This is a genomic window from Streptomyces sp. SID3343 (genome assembly GCF_009865215.1).
Classification (GTDB): Bacteria; Actinomycetota; Actinomycetes; order Streptomycetales; family Streptomycetaceae; genus Embleya.
The window spans coordinates 15,640-34,313 of sequence record NZ_WWJX01001326.1; the positions used below are offsets into that span (position 1 = coordinate 15,640).

The 18,674-nt window shown below is 71.8% G+C and carries 12 protein-coding genes; 4 read left to right on the forward strand and 8 right to left on the reverse strand.

The features are described from left to right. The first annotated feature begins 24 nt into the window (after positions 1–24). The gene (locus GT354_RS41835) at positions 25–1,563 is read left to right on the forward strand and encodes a class I adenylate-forming enzyme family protein (protein ID WP_161361981.1); all 1,539 of its coding nucleotides are present in this window, start codon (positions 25–27) and stop codon (positions 1,561–1,563) included. Positions 1,564–1,632: 69 nt separating this feature from the next. On the opposite strand, the gene GT354_RS41840 is transcribed toward GT354_RS41835, so the two are convergent. From GT354_RS41840 to GT354_RS41850, 3 genes are all read right to left on the reverse strand, one after another. Then, on the reverse strand, positions 1,633–2,091 hold the full coding sequence (locus tag GT354_RS41840; RefSeq protein WP_161361982.1) for a MaoC family dehydratase: 459 nt from the start codon (positions 2,089–2,091) through the stop codon (positions 1,633–1,635). Between the two features lie 88 nt (positions 2,092–2,179). Beyond that, positions 2,180–3,403, reverse strand: coding sequence for an acetyl-CoA C-acetyltransferase (locus GT354_RS41845; protein WP_161361984.1), 1,224 nt, complete (start codon positions 3,401–3,403; stop codon positions 2,180–2,182). 131 nt (positions 3,404–3,534) lie between these two features. Further along, a complete protein-coding gene (locus tag GT354_RS41850) occupies positions 3,535–4,428 on the reverse strand; it encodes a LysR family transcriptional regulator (protein WP_161361986.1) in 894 nt (297 codons plus the stop codon). Positions 4,429–4,646: 218 nt separating this feature from the next. On the opposite strand from GT354_RS41850, the gene GT354_RS41855 reads away from it, so the two are divergent. The 3 genes from GT354_RS41855 to GT354_RS41865 are packed head-to-tail and all read left to right on the forward strand — an operon-like array spanning position 4,647 to position 8,479. Next, complete coding sequence (locus GT354_RS41855) at positions 4,647–6,182, forward strand: 3-hydroxyacyl-CoA dehydrogenase (RefSeq protein ID WP_161361988.1); 1,536 nt, start codon at positions 4,647–4,649, stop codon at positions 6,180–6,182. A 37-nt stretch (positions 6,183–6,219) separates the two neighbouring features. Then, entirely contained in the window at positions 6,220–7,380 is a 1,161-nt protein-coding gene (locus tag GT354_RS41860; protein ID WP_161361990.1) for an acyl-CoA dehydrogenase family protein, read from the forward strand. A 43-nt stretch (positions 7,381–7,423) separates the two neighbouring features. Then, positions 7,424–8,479, forward strand: coding sequence for a TIGR03617 family F420-dependent LLM class oxidoreductase (locus tag GT354_RS41865; RefSeq protein WP_161360338.1), 1,056 nt, complete (start codon positions 7,424–7,426; stop codon positions 8,477–8,479). 18 nt (positions 8,480–8,497) lie between these two features. Here the strand turns inward: GT354_RS41865 and GT354_RS41870 are convergent, their stop codons facing one another. From GT354_RS41870 to GT354_RS41890, 5 genes are all read right to left on the reverse strand, one after another. Next, a complete protein-coding gene (locus tag GT354_RS41870; RefSeq protein ID WP_161360337.1) occupies positions 8,498–10,726 on the reverse strand; it encodes a hypothetical protein in 2,229 nt (742 codons plus the stop codon). Beyond that, on the reverse strand, positions 10,723–13,146 hold the full coding sequence (locus tag GT354_RS41875) for a hypothetical protein (RefSeq protein ID WP_161360336.1): 2,424 nt from the start codon (positions 13,144–13,146) through the stop codon (positions 10,723–10,725). Before GT354_RS41875 ends, GT354_RS41870 begins: the two co-directional genes overlap by 4 nt. Beyond that, positions 13,139–14,767 (reverse strand): hypothetical protein, encoded by a 1,629-nt coding sequence (locus GT354_RS41880; protein ID WP_161360335.1) that lies wholly within the window; start codon positions 14,765–14,767, stop codon positions 13,139–13,141. Before GT354_RS41880 ends, GT354_RS41875 begins: the two co-directional genes overlap by 8 nt. Further along, positions 14,768–18,247: an AAA domain-containing protein gene (locus GT354_RS41885; protein ID WP_161360334.1), complete on the reverse strand. Its 3,480-nt coding sequence runs from the start codon at positions 18,245–18,247 to the stop codon at positions 14,768–14,770. After that, positions 18,244–18,674 (reverse strand): hypothetical protein (locus GT354_RS41890; protein WP_161360332.1); only part of this gene is annotated, 431 nt, incomplete at its 5' end. The genes GT354_RS41890 and GT354_RS41885, both read right to left, overlap by 4 nt.

The following is an 18,674-nucleotide window of genomic DNA, read 5'->3' on the forward strand; positions in this document are numbered from 1 at the left end:
GCCGACGAGCAGGGGAGCGACCCGATGAGTCATGAACTGACACTGCCCAACTGGCTGCGCACGATCGGCGCCCAACGGCACGGCGCGCATCGACGAGCGCTGCGCGACGACGCCGGCGAGCTGACCTTCGCCGAACTGGTGGACACGATGGACCGCGTCGCCGCCGGCCTGAAGGACGCGGGTCTGCGTACGGGCGACCGAGTCGTCACCGCGATGGAGCCGTCGATCCCGCACACCGTGGTCATCCTCGGCGCCCTGGCCGCGGGCATGGTGGCCGCACCGCTCAACGTCCGCCTGACCGGGCCCGAAGCCCGCGCCTACCTCGCACCGCTCGACCCGAGCGTCGTGATCGCCGACCCCACCTACGTCGCCCTGGCCCGGGAGACGGGCCATCGCGTGATCGAACTGCCCACGGCCGCCGATCACCTGCCGATGGCGGAGCGCATGGCACCCCTGAGCGGTCGAGGCGTCGTCCCGCCACCCGTCGCCGAGGAGGCCAGGGCCGTCGTCTTCGCCACCGGCGGCACGACCGGGACACCCAAGGGCGCGTTCCACACCCATCGCAGCCTGTGGCTCTGGCTGAACACCTGCGCGCACGGCAACCCGCGCACGTCCACCGACGTCGAACTGTTCTTCTCGCCCTTCTTTCACATCACGCTCGGCACCAACCTGCTGGCCCCGCTGTTCGCCGGCGGAGAGGTGCTGATCCAGCGGCGGTTCGACGCCGGCGCGGCGCTCGCGGCGATCGACGCCGGCGCCAACCGGCTGATGGGCGCGCCGACGATGTTCGCCGCGCTGCGCGGCCACCCCGCGTTCGCGACGACTCGCCGGGAGAACGTCACGGCGATCCGATTCGGGTCCGCGCCGTCGACCGACGGCTTCGTTCGCGACCTGCTGCGCGACTTCCCCAACGCCCGAATCCGCGCCGGATTCGGCGCCACCGAATTCGGTTCGGTGATGGGGTCCGATCACGAGGACCTGCTGGCCGGTCGCTTCACCGGGGTGGGCCGGCCCCTTCCCGGGGCGACGGTGCGCATCCTCGGCCAGGACGGCCGGGACGTCCCAGTCGGCGCCGTCGGCGATCTCGTCGTCGCCTGCCCGTGGCAGACCCGCGGGTACTACGGACTCGCGAAGGAGACCGAGGAGACGTTCCGCGCGGACGGGGTGCACATCGGTGACCTGGCCGCCCGCACCGAGGACGGCTGGGTGCTCATCGCCGGTCGCAGGAAGGAGATGATCACCAGCGGTGGTGAGAACGTCTACCCGCGGGAGGTGGAAGAGGTCGTCCTTCGCCACCCGCAGGTGGCCGACGCCATCGTGTACGGCCTGCCCGACGAACACTGGGGGGAGAGGGTCGAGGTGGGCATAGTGCCCGTCCGCGGCGGCGCGGTGGGGCTGGAGGAGCTACGCGCCTTCTGCCGGGCGCGGTTGGCCGGCTACAAGATCCCCAAGCGGCTGCGTCTGCTCGACTCGATCCCGCTCACCTCGAACAACAAGCCCGACCGGCGACGGGCACGCGCACACGCCCTCGCCGAAGACACGCGCACCGACGCCGAAGCCTGACCGGGCCGTCCGCGTCCGCGCCGGCGGGCGGCGGCGCGGACGCGGACGACCCGGGAACGACGCTCGGGATCAGGGGGCGTAATGGGTGAGGGACTCGGCGACGCAGACCGGCTTCGCCGATCCTTCGACCTCGAAGGTGAACGCGCGGTGCATCCGGACCGCGCCCCCGCCGGCCTGGTGGACCTCGGTGACCGAGGCGTGCAGCCGGACCCGGCTGCCGACCGGCGTCGGCGCCGGGAAACGAACCTTGTTCACCCCGTAGTTCAGTGCCATGCCCACCCCCGTGACCTGGATGAGCTCGGCGAGCATGGGCACGTGCCAACCGAGGATGAGATAGCCGTGCGCGACGGTCCCCCCGAACGGGCCGTTCGCCGCCCGTGCGACGTCGGTGTGGATCCACTGGTCGTCACCCGACACCCGGGCGTACGTGTCGACGAGTTCCTGGGTCACCTCCTTCCACCGCGAGTGCCCGAGATCGCGGCCGGCCAGCCTGGTGATCTCCGGTATGCCGTCGACGATCAATGCCACAGTGAGCTCCGCTCTGGTGGAGGGGTTCCGGGAAAGGTGGGGGTGTGGGGGCGCAGCAGGGCCTCGCGACGGCGTGTGTACGAGGCGATCAGGAAGCGACGCGCTCGAACACCGCGGCCAGGCCCTGCCCGCCGCCGATGCACATCGTCGCCAGGCCGTAGCGGGCCTGCCTGCGCCGCATCTCCCGGGCCAGGGTGGCCAGGACGCGCGCCCCGGTGGCGCCGACCGGATGGCCCAGCGAGATGCCGGAGCCGTTCACATTGACGCGTTCGTGGTCGGCCTCCGTCAGACCGAGCGTCCGCGTGCAGGCGAGAACCTGCGCGGCGAAAGCCTCGTTGAGCTCGATGAGGTCCATGTCGGACAGCGACAATCGCGCCTTGTCGAGAGCGGCCCGCGTCGCCGGCACCGGCCCCAGGCCCATCGTCTCGGCGGCGACGCCGGCGCGGGCGAAGGACACCAGGCGCACCAGCGGAACCAGGCCCAGCCGCTGTGCCGTGCGCGCGCTGGTCACCAGGCACGCCGCGGCGGCATCGTTTTGGCCACTGGCGTTTCCGGCGGTGACCGTCGCCTCCGAATCGCTCTCGCGCATGACCGGCCGTAGCGCCGCGAGCTGCTCCGCAGTGGTGTCCGGGCGAGGGTGCTCGTCCTGACGAACCACCACGGTGCCGCGGCGTCCGCGCACCAGGACGGGCACGATCTCGTCCTCGAACCGCCCGGACGCCATGGCCGCGCCGGTGCGCTGCTGGGAGCGCAGGGCCAACCGGTCCTGATCCTCCCGGGTGATGGCCAACGCGCGCCGCAGGTTCTCCGCCGTCTCGATCATGCCGCCCGCGACCTGGTGACGGATGCCGCCGGCGGTGACCCGGCCGCGCGCCAAGGCGTCGTGCAGCCGCAGGTCCGGGGTCTTGATCCCCCACCGACCCTCGTGCGTGTAGTACGGGGCCGCGCTCATCACGTCGACTCCGCCGGCGATGACGACGTCACTGAAGCCGCAACGAATCTGCATGGCCGCGTCCAGCACGGCCTGCAGCCCCGAACCGCACCGGCGGTCGACCTGTGATCCGGTCACCGAGTCGGGCAACCCCGCGTCGAGTGCGGCGACTCGCCCGATCGCGGGCGCGTCGCACGTCGGGTAGGCGTGCCCCAGGATCACCTCGTCGATCCGCTCGGGGTCGATGCCGGTGCGGGTGACGATCTCGGAGACGAGACCCGCGGCCAGCGCGGCCGGACGCATGCCGGCGAGAGCGCCGCCGAAGCGACCGATCGGCGTGCGCAGCGGCTCGCAGATGACGACATCGGACTGCTCGCGCATGCGATGGCCTTTTCTGGACGGAGGGGATCAGGCCCCTCGTGGACGCGTCCAGCCGACCTTCGCAGCCGAATACCCGGTTGGTCCAATACCTGATTCGGGTCACACCGAGACGTGATCGGTCTCAATGTCCGTCAGTCGGGTGTGGGAAGCGCCCGCTCGGCGACCGCCAGAACGGTGCGCAGCGCGGCGGACGGGTTGTCGGTGCGCCAGGCCAGCGCCGACCGGAGTCGAATCGGCGGGCCCGCCGGCGGCCGGTACACCAGGCCGGTCTGTTGGATGTGCCGGCACGAGGTGAGCGTGAACGTGATGCCCACCCCCGCGGCGACCAGGGCCAGGATCGTGTGCGAGTCCGGTGCCTCCTGAACCACCCTGGGCGTAAACCCCGCGGCCTCGCACACCCGCACGGTGGCGCTGCGGACGGACGACCCCGCGTTGGCCGGAAAGCTGACGAACGCCTCCTCGGCCAGGGCGCCGAGCGGAATGCGGTCGTGGTGCGCCAGCGGATGATCCGAGGGCAGCGCGCAGATGAGCTCCTCCTGGTCGATCACCCGCGTCCCGACGCCGGGCCTGACCACCGGCAGCCGGACGAAACCCAGGTCGAGCGCCCCCTCGGCGACCTGTTCCAGGGCGACGTCGGCGTACGTCTGGCCGGTCAGGACCAGTTCGATACCGGGGTGGGCCGCCCGGACCGCCCGGGTCAGCCGCGGCAGGGTCTCGTGGCTGGAGGCCCCGGCGAATCCCACGGTGACCCGCCCGTACTCGCCCTGTCCCGCGGCTTTGGCGGCGCGCGCGGCGATGTCGACGTCCTGCAACACCGTCCGCGCCGGCCCGAGGAAGGACCGACCCGCGCTGGTGAGCCGGACCGAGCGGGTGTTGCGTTCGAAGAGTTGGACGCCCAGTTCCCTTTCGAGCCGCCGAATCTGCTGGCTGAGCGGCGGCTGGGCCATCCGGAGCCGCTTGGCGGCCCGGCCGAAGTGCAACTCCTCGGCCACGGCGACGAAACCCGTCAGGTGACGCAGCTCCACGGCGCTCCTCCGTATCCCGGGCCCGGTCGGCGCCCGTGCTCGATTGATCTCTTCGACGTCTCAGTGTGAGCTTAATCAGGTATTGGACACCACTCAATGCCGCCGGCAGCGTGGGGGGACCGCCGCACCCGCCGAGGGCAGCACCCATGCCAACCATGGGTGCCCCCAAGGCGATTCGACGCCGGCCCCGTCCACCCGCGTTCACAGGAGAGCCCCCCATGCGCATCAGGATCGTCGGCGCCGGAGTCATGGGCCGAGGCATCGCCCAATGGGCGGTGACCGCCGGCCACACCGTGGAACTGTGCGACGCACGCCGGGAATCCGTGGGTCAGGCGCTCGACTTCGTCGCCGACATGCTCCGGCGCGCGGTGGACAGGCAGCGGATCACGCCGGCGAACGCGGCGGCCGCCGTCGAGCGGCTCGTCCCCCTGGACTCGCCCACGGCACCCGGCGACACGGTGGAACTGGTCATCGAGGCCGTCCGCGAAGACCTCGTCACCAAAGCCGAACTGTTCGGCGAACTGGAACGCGTCCTGCCACCGGAGACGGTGTTCGCCACCAACACCTCCTCCCTGTCGGTCACCCGGATCGCGGCAACGTTGACGGACCCCGCACGGCTCGCCGGTCTGCACTTCTTCAACCCGGTACCGCTGATGAAGATCGTGGAGATCGTCCCCGGAGCCCTGACCCGCCCGGACATCCCGCCCGCACTGACCGCCCTGGTGCGCGGGAGCGGGCACGCCGCGGTGACGGTCGCGGACACCCCCGGGTTCCTGGTCAATCACGCCGGTCGCGGCCTGGTCACCGAGGCGCTCGCGCTGTTGGAGGAGTCCGTGTCCGACCCGGCCGGGATCGACCGGATCGCCCGCGACGTGCTCGGACTGCGCATGGGGCCCTTCGAGCTGATGGACCTCACCGGCCTCGACGTCAGCGCCACGGTCAACGACTCCATCTGGCAGGGGTTTCGACACTCCGACCGACTCCGACCCTCCTTCCTCACCGCCAACCGGGTGGACGCCGGGCTGCACGGCCGCAAGACCGGACGCGGCTTCTACTCGTACACCGACGAGAGCACCGCACTCCCGGCCGAACCGCCGATCACCGGGGACGCCGACCGCCCGGTGTGGGTGGCCGGCGCCGGGCCTGACGCCGACGCGTTGCGGCGGGCACTGGCCGGCGCGCGACTCGCGCCGCTCGACGGGCCGAACGACTGGGCCGACCCGGTGGTGCTGGTCCCCACCTGGGGAACCACCGCGGCCGCCGCGGTCGCCACCGACCGGCTGCCCGCCCGCCGCACCTTCGGCGTGGACCCGCTGTCCCTGACCGGCCCCCGCAGGGTGCTGGCGGTGACGCCCGCCGCGGATCCCGCCGCGGTGCGCGACGCGCGGGCCGTCCTGGCCCGGGCCGACGAATCCGGACAGCCCCCGCACGTCAGCGTCGTACGCGACACCGCGGGCTCGGTCGCCCAACGGCTGGTGGCCTCGATCGTCTCGGTCGCCGCGTCCATCGCCGAGCGCTCCATCGCCGGCCCCGAGGACATCGACCGCGCGGTCACCGCCGCACTCGGCTACCCCCTCGGCCCCCTGGCGTGGGGCGAGAAGATCGGGGCGCCGCGCGTGCTCGCCCTACAGCAGGCCCTGCACCGTACGACCGGTGACCCCCGCCACCGGCCGACCCGCTGGGTCACCGAACGCGCGCAACTCGGCCTGGCCCTCACCGAGCCCGGCACCGCGCCCGCCGACGCGGCCCTGTGACATCCCTTCCCACCCACCGCCACACCAAGGAGACGCCGTGCTCGCACGGGATTTCGGCCTGACCGAGACACAACGCGACATCAGGGCCATGGCCGCGGACTTCGTCGACGCGGAGATCGCCCCGAACGCCCGCGACTGGGACCGTGCCGAGCGAGTCGACCCCGGCATCGTGCGAAGGCTCGGCGAACTGGGGTTCCTGGGGCTGACGATCCCGGAACAGTACGGCGGCGTGGACGCCGACATGCTCTCCTACGTCCTGGTCACCGAGGAACTCGGACGCGGCGACTCCTCGATTCGCGGGATCGTCTCGGTCTCCCTCGGACTCGTCACCAAGACCATCGCCGCGCACGGCACCGAGGAACAAAAGCAGCAATGGCTGCCCCACCTGGTGCGCGGCGACGCGCTGGGGTGCTTCGCCCTGACCGAACCCGGCTCGGGGTCCGACCCGGCGTCCCTGTCGACCCGGGCCGTGCGCGACGGCCGGGACTGGGTAATCAGCGGCAGCAAGACGTTCATCACCAACGGCACGTGGGCCAAGGTCGCGCTCACCTTCGCCCGCACGAGCGACACCGGCATCACCGCCTTCCTGGTGCCCACCGACTCGCCCGGGTTCACCGCTTCGGAGATCCACGGCAAGCTCGGCCTGCGCGGCCAGCCGACCGCCGAACTCACCTACGACGCCGTGCGCGTTCCGGACTCGGCGCGCCTGGGCGAGGTCGGCAAGGGCTTGCGCATCGCCCTGGGAGCACTGTCGCGAGGACGCGTCTCCGTGGCCGCGGGCGCGGTGGGCGTGGCTCAGGCGTCGCTCGACGCGGCCGTGCGCTACGCGACCGAACGGACGCAGTTCGCAAAGCCGATCGCCTCTTTCCAACTCGTGCAGGAGTTGCTCGCCGACTCCGCCGTCGCGGTGACGGCCGCTCGGCTGCTGACCCACCGGGTCGCCCGGATGGTGGACGCCGAAGTCGATTCGAAGGACTACGCCGTGGACGCCTCCATGGCCAAGTACCACGCCAGTGAGACGGCCGTGCGGGTGACCAACGACTGCCTGCAGGTCTTCGGCGGCTACGGGTACATCGACGAATACCCGCTCGGGAGGTACCTGCGGGACGCGCGGGTGCTCACCCTGTACGAAGGCACCAGCCAGGTGCAGAAGCTCATCATCGGCCGCGACCTCACCGGCGTGAACGCCATGGTCTGAACGATTGCCGCCGCCGTCGCCGCCACGCAGGGAGAACTCGTACATGACCACCTACCCGCGCCCCACCGGGCCGCTGAAACTGGACGCCGCGATCGGCACCGCGCCGCGGATCGTCGAGGCCGCGGTAACCGCCGAACGGCACGGCATCCACCGGGTCCTCGTCCCCGAGACCGCCCAGGATCCCTTCCCGCTGCTCGCGGTGGCGGCGTCTCGCACCACCACCGTCGAGGTGGCCACCGGGGTGGCCATCGCCTTCGCCCGCACACCGATGACGTTGGCCTCCAGCGCCTGGACACTTCAGGGCATCTCCGGCGGTCGCGCCGTGATCGGCCTGGGCTCGCAGATCAAGGCACACATCACCCGCCGCTTCGCGATGCCGTGGTCCAGTCCGGCGGCCCGGATGAAGGAGTTCGTCAGCGCCACCCGCACCATCTGGAACAGCTGGCAGACCGGCGCGGAACTCGACTTTCGCGGCGAGTTCTACAGCCACACCCTGATGAACCCGTTGTTCGACCCCGGCCCGCTGGAGCAGGGCGAGCCGCTCGTGCTCATCGCGGCCGTCGGACCGCTGATGGCGGCCACGGCCGGCGCGGTCGGCGACGGCGTGATCTGTCACCCGTTCGGCACGGCGCCGTATGTCACCGAGCAACTCGCCCCGGCGGTGCTGGCGGCCCGCTCCAAGGCCGAGGCCGAGCAAGCCCCGTGGACCAAGCGGCCGTTCGAGATCGCCGGCAACGTGTTCGTGGTCACCGGCCGCACCGAGCAGGAGTACGAGCACAGCCTTGCCGGTGTCCGTGAGCGCCTGGCCTTCTACGGATCCACCCCGGCCTACCGGGCCGTGCTGGAGCACCACGGGTGGGGCGCACTCCAGGAGGAGTTGCGCGCGCTGTCGCTACAGGGTCGCTGGAAGGAGATGGGTCGGCTCGTCGACGACGACGTGTTGAACGCCTTCGCGGTGGTCGCCGAGGACCCCGCCACGGCGGGCAGACTCGTTCGCGAGCGCTACACCGGCGTCTACCACCGAGTGTCGGTGGCGCAGGCCCCCGAGTCCGACCCGGCCCTCGCGCTGGATGTCCTCGACGGCATCCGCCACGGCTGAACCGACCACCGCGAACGGCTACCGGGGTGCGCGGGCGGTGCTCGGGCTCGGGCCGGGTCGGTTCGGTGCGGCGGTGGCCGCGCAACGTCGGCACGAGCGATCCGAGCGGTCGCAGTGGCCACACGACGGGCAGATGTGGGTACGGGCGCGAAGGTGACACGGTTCGGCCAGCAGATCCTGGCCGAACGTGTGATCCAGATGGTCCCCGTGACCCCCGGTGCCGCGGTCCGCGCCGACGGCGAGCAGGACCGCGTACGACGTACCGCACCGGCCGCAGCGGCGGTTCTCCCAGGACACTCCGCACGAGCACACGCAACGGTAGGTGAGGCCGTCACGCGCCTGGAAGTCCCGGGCCCGTGCGGTGCACACGGGACAGCTCGGCAATCGCCCCAATTCGTCGACCGCGTCGCGCAGTTCAAACTCCAGCGGATCCGGCGCGTGGAGCCCGCCGGCACCTCGGCGGCCCGGGGCGCCTCCCGCGCGCAACGAGCGCAGTGTGGTCGCCAGCGTTCGCCACTGGGCCTCGGACGGCGGCCGGGTCGGCAACAGGCTCTCGTCGGGGCCCACTTCGAGCCAGTCGTGATTTTCGGCGAGTCGACGGGCCAGGCCGGACGGACAGCGCACCGACCGGGGATAGTCGGCGAGCGGTGCGCAGTCGAGGGCCGTGCGCAACAGCCTGGCCACCCGCGTGACGCTGTCCACGTCGGTGGGCCCGACCGGGACCAGGGCGGGTAGCGCGCGGCCGTCCCCACGGGTCCCGTGGGTGCTGTGCGCCGCGGCGCGCACGGCAGGCGGCAGCCGAGGGCGTTCGCCCGGATCGGCAGGGTACAGGACGGCCACGCGCGGTTCGGGCGGCGTGGGTTCGGATGGACGCGGTGCGGAGGGCACCTCGGGGGAGGGGACCCACAAAGTCTCCAACCACGCCTGCACGGCCCCCGGTTCGGGCACGGCGGTGACGGCGTGCGCGAGCGGGACCACGCGCAGGGTCGGTCGGGCGTCGACCACGAGCGTGAAGGTGTCGTCCGCGAGGTCTCGACGCAGGACGACCGATGCGTGTCGGTGATGGTGGAAGCCGAAGTCGTCGAAGCCGGGGGCACTGTCGAAGCCGTCGGCGTTGTCGGAGTCCTCGGTGCCCGGTGATTTCGGGGACAGACCGAGTTGTTCGAGGGCTCGGACCAGGAGCAGCAGGGAGAACTCGGAGAACGCGCGGCACCACACGTCCGTCTCCCCGGCCGCGTGGGATCGGTCGCGGGTTGCGTGCAGCCGCACGTGCGTGTTCCACAGCTCGTGGCAGCGGCGGTAGTCGTCGTGGTTGGCGAACAGGTTCGTCGGGCGCAACTGCGGCCGGCCGTCGTAGGGAACGCGGATCGCGCGGCGCAACGGCGAGTCGAGCAGCGGGCCGAGTCGGTGTCGCAGGGTTTCCAGGCGGGCGCGAGCGGCATCGACGCGTTCGGGGAGCCGCGGATCGGCGAGCAGTACGGCCAGGGTTCGGTAGTGGTTGTTCCGATCCTGCCATCGCGGCCGGTCGGCGGTCTCGGCCAACAGACGTCGGCCGCGTTCGACCAGCCGGCCGATGCTGTCGAGTTCGGCGACGCGCGCCGCCACGTGCTGCCACAGGCGGTCGAGGAGCGCCGCCACCACCCGATTCTCGTACAGATCGTAGTCGGGCACCTGGATCGGGACGAGCAGCCTGGAAGGTTCGACGCCGTGCAACCGGCGGGCGGCCCACGTCTCGGAGTGCGCCGACAGGTGTACCGCCGTACGCCACGTGATCCGTCGGGCGCGACCGGCCCGCACCAGGACGTCCTCGGTACGCAGACGCGCGTACGGAGACGCGCAGACCCGCTCCAGACCGCCGAGTTCCGCGCGGATCGCGTCGTCGAGCGGGTGCGGATCCAACCGGGTGTCGTCGTCGGCGATCAGCGGCGGTGTCGCGGCCCATCGCGCCGGCGACGCACCGTCGCGACGATCGGCGGTCACCGCGTTCGCGATGCGCACCACGTTGTCGAGGATCAACGGACCGGGCAGCGCCCCGGGACCGTGCTCGCCCTCCCACCGGAGGGGGCCGGCCGCTCGCTCGGCGCCACGAAGGGCTGCCGCGTCGACAGCGACCCCGCCCGCCGGTGGGGCGCTCGGCTCGGCTCCCGGGTCGTTCACGAGTACGTATCGGCCGAGCAGCGAACGCCCCGTCGGGGCGGCGACGCGACGTCCGGTCAGTCGGTCCCTCGGCGTCTCGGCGGAGCTCACCACACCCCCCGGTCACGGATCTCGTTTTCCAGGAATTCCAGCGCGTCCGTGGGAACGCTCGTGGTGCTCAACCGTGGCCAGGCCTGCTCGATCTCGGCCTGGATCTTCTCCAGTCGGGGCGCCGCGACCTCCCGGCGACCGCGTACCTTGCGCAGGATCCTGGTGGTGAGCAGATGGTCCGCGGCCTCGCCGATGTCACCGCCACAGGCCCGCACCACCGGCACGAACTCGCGTGCCTGGCGCGGGAGTCGGCTGCCCCACGAGACCTGTAGGTCGCGCCGCAGGACGTTGCCCAGTTCGTCGTCCAAAAAGGCCAGAACGGTCTCGGCGTCCTGGTGATACCGCTCGCGCGCGTCCGCGAACGCCTTCGACAACGCCTCCATCGAGAGCGGGGCGATCGGTCCGGCCCGGGGCGGGCAAAACGACACCGGCCGGTCCGGCAGTTCGAGCACGTGGGCGCGGTCGTACGTCTTGTCCGCGAAGGTCACCGTCGTCTCGTCGTTGTTGGCGGTCCCGATGAACCACACGTTGTCGGGCAGCACGAGAGCACGCCCCTCGTGCAGCAGACGCGGCGCGGGACCCACCTCCGAGGTCGTCAGGGGCAGGATCTGTGGGCCGCGCGCCCGCATCTCCAGGGCGTGCAGCACATCGCTGAAGTACTGCTCAGGGTGGGACAGGTTCATCTCGTCCAGCACCACGAGGAAGGGCCTGGTCCGAAACGCCGGAAGTTGTGCCCGATACAGCGCCTGGGTGAACTCGCTCTCGTAGAACTTGCGCTCGAACGCGTTGTAGTAGCCCATGAGATCCTGGGGCCCACGCCATTCGGCCGCCACCGCCACGGTCGCCGAGCCCGCGCCGATGGCCTTGGCGAATTCGAGCGGGAGCGCGGTCTTGCCGATGCCGCTGATGCCCTCCAACAGGTGGAGGCGACTCGCCGCCAGTCCGCCGAGGAAACAGCGCAGGTCCCGTTCGGAGTAGAACAGGCCCTTGCGACGGGCGATGTCCTCGCGGATCCGGACGGCCAACGCGGCGAGATCGGGGACCTTGGCCGACAGTTGGGGCTGCTCGGCGAATCCGGCCCGCTCGTCCAGGGCCGTGCACGCCGGGAAGGCGGACCGATGCTCGGGATCGGCCTGTAACTCGCCGTATCGAGCCGCCTGTTGGGCTATCTCGGTGCGCAGCACGTTGTTCAGCCCTTCGAGTGCCTGGTTCACCACCCGATTGGTCTCGCGTTCGGCGACCGCGATACGACCGGACGCGAGCAGGCGCCGATGCTCCTCGTTCTGCCGCAACAGTTCCTCGCGTTCGGCGACCCACTCCTGATGGCGAAGTTCGAGTTCGCGCAATCGCTCCTGGTCCTCCGGGGGACGGGCGGCCAAGGTGTGGCGCAGTTCCCGGTGGTCGGCGCGCAGGCGTCGCAACTCCGCGGCGACCTCGGGTATCGATCGGCCCTCGAAATCCAGCGCCGCCGCGTCCAGGGCGGCGAGTTGCCGGCCCCGCTCCTGCGCGATCTCGACCGCCTGACGGTGTCGATCCCGCCAGGCGTCCCGTTCCAGACGACAGGTTTCGAACTCCAGGGCAACGCTCGCCTCGGCCTGGCGGCGCACGTCCACGCGCTCGGATTCCACCTCCTGCTCGCGTGCGTCGAGCAGTCGCTCGCGTCGTTCGTGAGAGCGCTCGCGCTCCTCGATGCGCGCCTCGGCCGCGTCGAGCCGCGCGGACCGCGAGTGGAACTCGGTCTCGGCCGCGCCACGCCGATCGGCGATCTCCTCGTCCCGGCGCCGCGTCTCGGCGTCCGCGGCGGTACGCAACCGCGCCAACTCCTCGCGCAGGCCCGCGATCCGGTCCCGGCGATACTCGGCGAAATCGGTGTGCGCTTGCTGCTCCAGCTCGAACAGGCGGGCCTCGTCGGCGGCACACCGGCGGATCCGCTCGACGAGTTCGGCCTCGCGCTCGTCGATCCGGCTTGCTCGCGCCCGCAGCGCGTCCTCGTCCGCCGCCACCCCCTCGACCCGGGCCCGATGGGCGACCTCCCGGCGCTCCTCCTGTTCCGCGAGGTCATTGCGGGCGCGTTCCAGGCGCCGGATCTCCTCCCGGTGCTCCTGCTCCCGCCGCCGCGCCAGTTCCCGGGCCCGGAGCGCCTGTTCGACCGCGGCGCGCAGGTCGTCCACCCCCACCTCCTCGGCGACGTCGTCGATGTCGACGTCGTCGCCGAACGACGGTTGCTCGGGCGCCGAATCCCGCTCGCCCGCGGTGAGCGCGTACGCCTGCTCGACCAGCGCCACCGCGTCGTCGGCCGTCGCGGGCTCCCGGTCGCTTCCGCGCTCGTCGCCGGGGCCCGGATCCCGGGCTCCCGCAGCGGCCGAACCGGAACCGCGTTGCACGCGGACCCGGTGTGCGGACTTGGGACGTTTAGGCATGCGCTGGTGGTCCTTCCCGTTCCGGGGTGAGCAGTAGTACGGTCCGGCCGGCGTCGAGAGCCAGGTTCCGGCACAGCTCGACCAGCTCCGGCGCGGACGGTGAACGCTCGCTGTGCGCACCGCCGTTGCGCACGGAGTTGATCGTTTGGAGCTCGCTCAGCAGGGCGGGTCGACGGCGGGCGAGGTCGCGCAGCGGGTGGCGGTGTCGGTCGGGTGCGGCCGCGTCCGCGGCGGCGATCAGCGCCCACGGCACGATGTCCTTCGGCGAACCCTTGGCCACGCGCGCGGACACTTCCCTGTCCAGGGCCGCGGGTCGCTCCCGTGCATCGCGCAGGACGGTGTTGAGCCGCCGGATCACCTGGGTGTCACCGAACAGGTCGGTCAGATCGGTCAGGCCCACGTCGGCCGCGTAGCCGCGAAGACGTGCGCGCGTGCCGGTGTCGGTCAACGCCCCCGCCGCGGCCAACCAACCGGGTACGACCGGGCGGTACTCGTCGACCACGCGCCGAAACAACTGCTCGTAGGCGCGGACGGTGTCGCGTACCACCGTCTCCACGGCCGCCGCCTCCTCGCCCCGGGCGATGCCGTCCGCGACGCCGAGCAGCAGTTCCATCATCTGCGGGTGTCGTCGGATGTCCTCGCCCAGCCGCTCCACCAACGCGGCTTCGGCGCGCCGACGCACCTGTCCGGCCAAGCGCGCGTAGCGCGCGTGCAGACGCGTGTCGGCGGCTCGGGTGAGGCCGGACAGATCCTCGGCCAACCGCGGGTCCGCGGGCAGTCGACCCAGGATCAACTGCTCCAGCATCAAGGCCGGGTCCAGACCGAACGGGTCCCGAACCAGGCGCCGGGCCGGGCCCTCCCCGCTCCCGCCGTCGAGCTCGACCCAGGTCAGCAGGTACTCGGCGGTCGGCGGCCGGATGTCGGCGATCCGCGAGACGTCCTCGGGAAGCCGCCATTCGGTGTGCATGGCTTGGAGTTCCTGATCGGCCCGGTAGGCCTCGGGGCTCGGCTCGGCGGATTCGGCCGAGCGCGCCGCGGTCTGTTCCGCCCGGGCCAGGCGGTGTGCCCGAATCGCGTCGACGACCTGTTCGACCCGCGGCGGCACGGGCCGCGTCGGCGGCTGCGCGATCACGTAGGCCGTCTCGCGGCGAGGGTGGCCCGCGCCGGCCAACCGCAGATCGACCTCGTCCCGGCGTACCCGTGCCACCGGTTGGACCCGAAGTTCGGTGGACACGCGCGGCCACAGCTCACCGGTCGCCGGATCCTGGAAGACGTGCGTCACCACCAACTCGGGCGCTCCGACGACCGCGTCCGACGTGGTGGCGCGCCGCCCGGCGCTCGTCGGCGCACCCGAGGCGTCCAGTTGCCCGCCGGCCCGCAACTGCCGCATCACGTAGGCGCACAGGTCGACGTCCTGATGGATCCGCCGGGCCACCTCACCGGGTTCGCGCAACCCCGCGCGGCACAGCGCCAAGATCACCTTCTCGAAGATGTCCAGTCGTCGGACACGCACCACCGGCGCCGTCACCCGGTAGACCCACACCGGCCAGCACAGGAACAACAACCCCCGACCCCGAGGCGGTTCGTGCAACAGCAGGACACCCCGCTCGACATGAAACACTCAGCGCCCCCGAGCCGATCCGTCGATGGGCAACAACACCCCGTCGTCGCCCTGGCACATGCTCAGGAAGTCGGTGAGGGCGGCCACTTCCGGCGGAGCGACGTCGGGCCGAAACATCGCGTCGTCGCCGGCCACGACGAGCAGCCGTTGCTGCCGACTCAACGCGACACACATGCGATTGCGCAGCGTCAGGTGACCGTACGCACGCCGCACCCATTCGACATACGCCGAGTGTCGCGCGTGGTCGGGCTCACGCGCGGCCGCCTTGTCCGGCGATATCGCGGACGAGCGGGTCACCGACAGGAACGAGACGTCGAACTCCTTGCCCTGAAAGGCGTCCACCGTGCCGACCAGCAGGCGGGTACGTTCCGCGCCGTTCGCATCGCGCAACAACGCCTCCACCGGTCGATACCCGCGTCCGCTGCGCACCGCGAGCCCGACGGCGACCAGTTCGTGCCACAACAGCCGCACCTGCGCCGCGTAGAAGCTGATCACCCCGAACGTGAGGTCGGGTCGATCGGTGGTCAACCGCTTGAGCTCCGCGGCGATCCGTTTGGCCTCCACCGGGCGGGACTTGCTGCGCCCGGCCACCTCCCGGCCGGCTTCGCCGGGAACGCGCAGCCAGGCCGCCGGACGGTCGGCGTATCCCGGCAGGCCGTGCGCGAACGCGGAGTCCGGTTTGGGCGAGGCGAGCGCGCCGTCGTAGAAGTTGCGGCCGACGAAGTCGCCGAGTGTGCGATGCATCCGAAACTGGGTGTCGAGTCGGACCGCGCGCGGCGCCTTGGGATCACGGGCCAGCAGGCGATACAGCTGCTCGAAGACACTGCGCCGCAGGGTGTCGAGCTCGTCGGTGCGTTCGCGGTCCCGCAGTTCCCGTTCGATGTCCGGCTCCAGCATGTGCGGGAGCTGGCGGTGATCACCGACCAGCACGATGCGGCGGGTCGCCATGGTGAGCGGAATCAACAGGTCGAGCGGGTTCGCCCGGGCCGCCTCGTCCACGATCACGGTGTCGAACCGCACCGGCCCCGAACTCACCTCCTTGGCACCCGCCACGCCGCGCGAGTCGGCCTGTTGACAGGTCGCGGCCAACGACGTGGTGTAGAGCCGCAGTGTGTGCAGGACCGCCTGCGGGTCGCCGCGCAGGTCCTCCAGGTAGTCGGCCAAGGCTCGGTCCACGCCTTCGTCGCCGTCTCGGACGCGATCCTCCAGTTCCGCGACGACGGTGTCCAGCAGTCCGAGCACGTCGGCTCGCGGATACGGCTCGACCAATCGTCGGGTGGGCACGAGCCGATCGAGCAACGCCGCCCGAACCTCGGCCAGTTCGGCCAAGAACGACGGGACGATCCCCTCGGGAGCCTCGGCGGCGCGCCGGACCACGTCCACGTGGGCGGGGTCGATCGCATCGACGCGCCGCAGCCGCGCCAGCGCGACGGCCGCGGTGAGGGGGCCGTCGTCGGCGAACGCGGCCGGCACGTCGCGCAGGCCGCGGACCGCGCGCAGCGTGCTTTCGCGCGTGGGGTCCACCTGTAGTCGCGCGGTGCGACGGAGCACGTCCAGGTCGGTTCGAAGATCCTCCAGTTGCTCGACGAGAGAGTCGGAGCACAACCCGCGCACCCGGGTGACGACGCGTTCCAGCAGCGCCGGCAACTCCTCGACCGCAACCGGGGCCAGCGCGTACTCGCTCGCCTGGCGGGCGACCTCACGCAGCGCCAGGGTCAGCCTGCCGCCGAGACTGCCCTCCAACTCGGCCTCCAACGCGTTCAGCGTCTCGAAGCGCCAGGCCGCGACGTGTTCCATCGAGCCGCGATCTCGCGAGTCCACTTTGATCGCGGGCAGATTCCACACCTTCGAGCGCTCGACCAGATTGTCCACGGCCGCGTGTTGGAAGCTGGTCAGCAACATGCTGCGGCTGACCACCGCGTGCGCCTTTCCCTGCTCGGCGAGTCGCACCTGGAGAGCGGCGATGAGCTGCGTCTTGCCGGTGCCGGGCGGGCCCTGGATCACCGCGACGTCCGGGGTGTTCAGCGCCGTCTCCAGGGCCAGGCGCTGAGCCGGGGTGGGTTCGCCCTTGAAGCAGGCCCACGCGGCCGGACTGTACTCGCGAATCGGTGGGTGTTCGCGGCCTCGCACCGACTGCCCCTGCAGGAGCGGAAGCAACTGGGGCAGCGGGATGTCCTCCCGAAGCACCCGGTCCAGCGCCTTCCGACGCCGCTCCAGGCGCCGTCGATCGCCGGCCGTCGCGGCGTACAGAAATCCCGGTGCCGCGGGCAACGCCCGGGCCAGACTCGGCCCCACGCCCGCGACCCGGCGCTCGCGGTCCGTCGAGCGCAGATCCACCGTGCCCTCGGGCTCGTCGACGGCGACCACCACGCCGACGTCCTCACCGCGGCCGACGGGAAGCGACAGCAGGCCGCGATCGTCGGCGAAGGCACCGCCGGGGTGAGTGCCGTCCAACCCGTCGGGCCGATCCCGAGCACACTCCAGCTCGAACTCCTCGCCCGCCTCGACCGATTCCGCCAGATGCCGCAGCATCGCCCGTTGCCGCGCGCCCCCCTCGCCCTCGACATCGAGCCGAAAGCGCAGCAACTCGGGGGAGCCGTCGACGCGTTCGCAGTACGCGTACTCCAGGCAACCGAACTCGCGCACCCGGCCGAGTGCGTAGCGATCCTCCAGATTCTGATACTCGCGCCAGCGGGCCAGGAAACTGTCGTCCCGCTCGCCCGCCTCCAGTCGGCGCAACTCGCCACGCATCCGCTCGCGCAACAGCGCACCGACGGAGGCGTCGGTGAAGTCGAGATCGCCGTGCACCAGAACCAGCCGTTGGCCGTCCTGCGGCAGCATGTCGTGCCGGCGGATCCCGGTGACCCGCCATCCCAGTTCCGCGCGAGCGAGGTCGACGACCAGTCCGCCGCCCACGAGCCGGCCCGCCTCCGGCTCGGATAATTCCTGGCCGGGCCGGGCCAGGACGAAGAAGCGACACGGCGCGGGTCCGCCGGGCAACGCCGGCAGCGAGACGCGCTCGCGCAACAGGGCCGGCACGCCGGTGCCCGCCCCGTCGCGCGCGCCGCCTTTGGTGACCCGGCGCAGCACGTCGATCATCCGGTCGTCGAGGCCGATGGTCATCCTCGTCGGCCAATGCCGGGTCGTGTCGAACACGTGTGCTCGCACCCGTAGCCACGAGTGCTTCGGCCGATCCCCCTCCTCGTGCGAGTACACGACCGCGACCGTCGCGGAGGTCTCCCGGACGAGCCGGTGCAGCAGTTCCGCGTCGGCGGCGCCGCGCGGTCGCACCGGCCAGGACGGCCCGCCGTTCGCGTGCGGCAGCCAGGCCGACACGATCGTCGCGTCGCGGGTGAGCACCACCTCGCGCCCGACCGGGTCGGGCGGCAGCGGTTGCGAGACCGGGCCTGACAGTTCCACGAACAGCGGCCGGCCGGGCAGCGGGCCGAGGATGCCCTCACCGCCCGGGTTCCCGCTCATCGCGCACTCGTGCGCTGGGCGGCGAAGCGCAGGAACCGGTGCACCCGGTCCGGCGGTCCGAACCGCACGGTCCAATGCCCCGCCGCCGAGATCGGGACCTCGACGGCCTGGCCGCGGTGCAGCGCGAGCCGGCGATCCTCGACCGGATGAGCGAGGTGCACCGGGTGTCGGCTCGTCGACTCGACCGTCACCGTCGACACTCCGTCCCACCGCGCGACCGCGATCACCTCCTGCGCCTCGACCGTTTCCCCGGACGGACCACCGTCCAGGCACACGAGCGCGTCCCGCGCGCGAACGGCGACGGGTTGCCCGGCGGTGAGCACCAAGGTCGCCAACCGCCCGGTCTCGCCGCCCGCAGCCAACCCCGGCACCCGCGCCCGAGCCGGCACGCACGCGTACGCGTCGAGCCGCGCCAGCAGCGGCCGTG

Bases quoted from the DNA above. Each gene is read 5' to 3' on its own strand.
- GT354_RS41835 (WP_161361981.1), top strand. From the start codon at position 25: ATGAGTCATGAACTGACACTGCCCAACTGGCTGCGCACGATCGGCGCC.
- GT354_RS41845 (WP_161361984.1), bottom strand. From the start codon at position 3,403: ATGCGCGAGCAGTCCGATGTCGTCATCTGCGAGCCGCTGCGCACGCCG.
- GT354_RS41855 (WP_161361988.1), top strand. From the start codon at position 4,647: ATGCGCATCAGGATCGTCGGCGCCGGAGTCATGGGCCGAGGCATCGCC.
- GT354_RS41865 (WP_161360338.1), top strand. From the start codon at position 7,424: ATGACCACCTACCCGCGCCCCACCGGGCCGCTGAAACTGGACGCCGCG.
- GT354_RS41875 (WP_161360336.1), bottom strand. From the start codon at position 13,146: ATGCCTAAACGTCCCAAGTCCGCACACCGGGTCCGCGTGCAACGCGGT.
- GT354_RS41885 (WP_161360334.1), bottom strand. From the start codon at position 18,247: ATGAGCGGGAACCCGGGCGGTGAGGGCATCCTCGGCCCGCTGCCCGGC.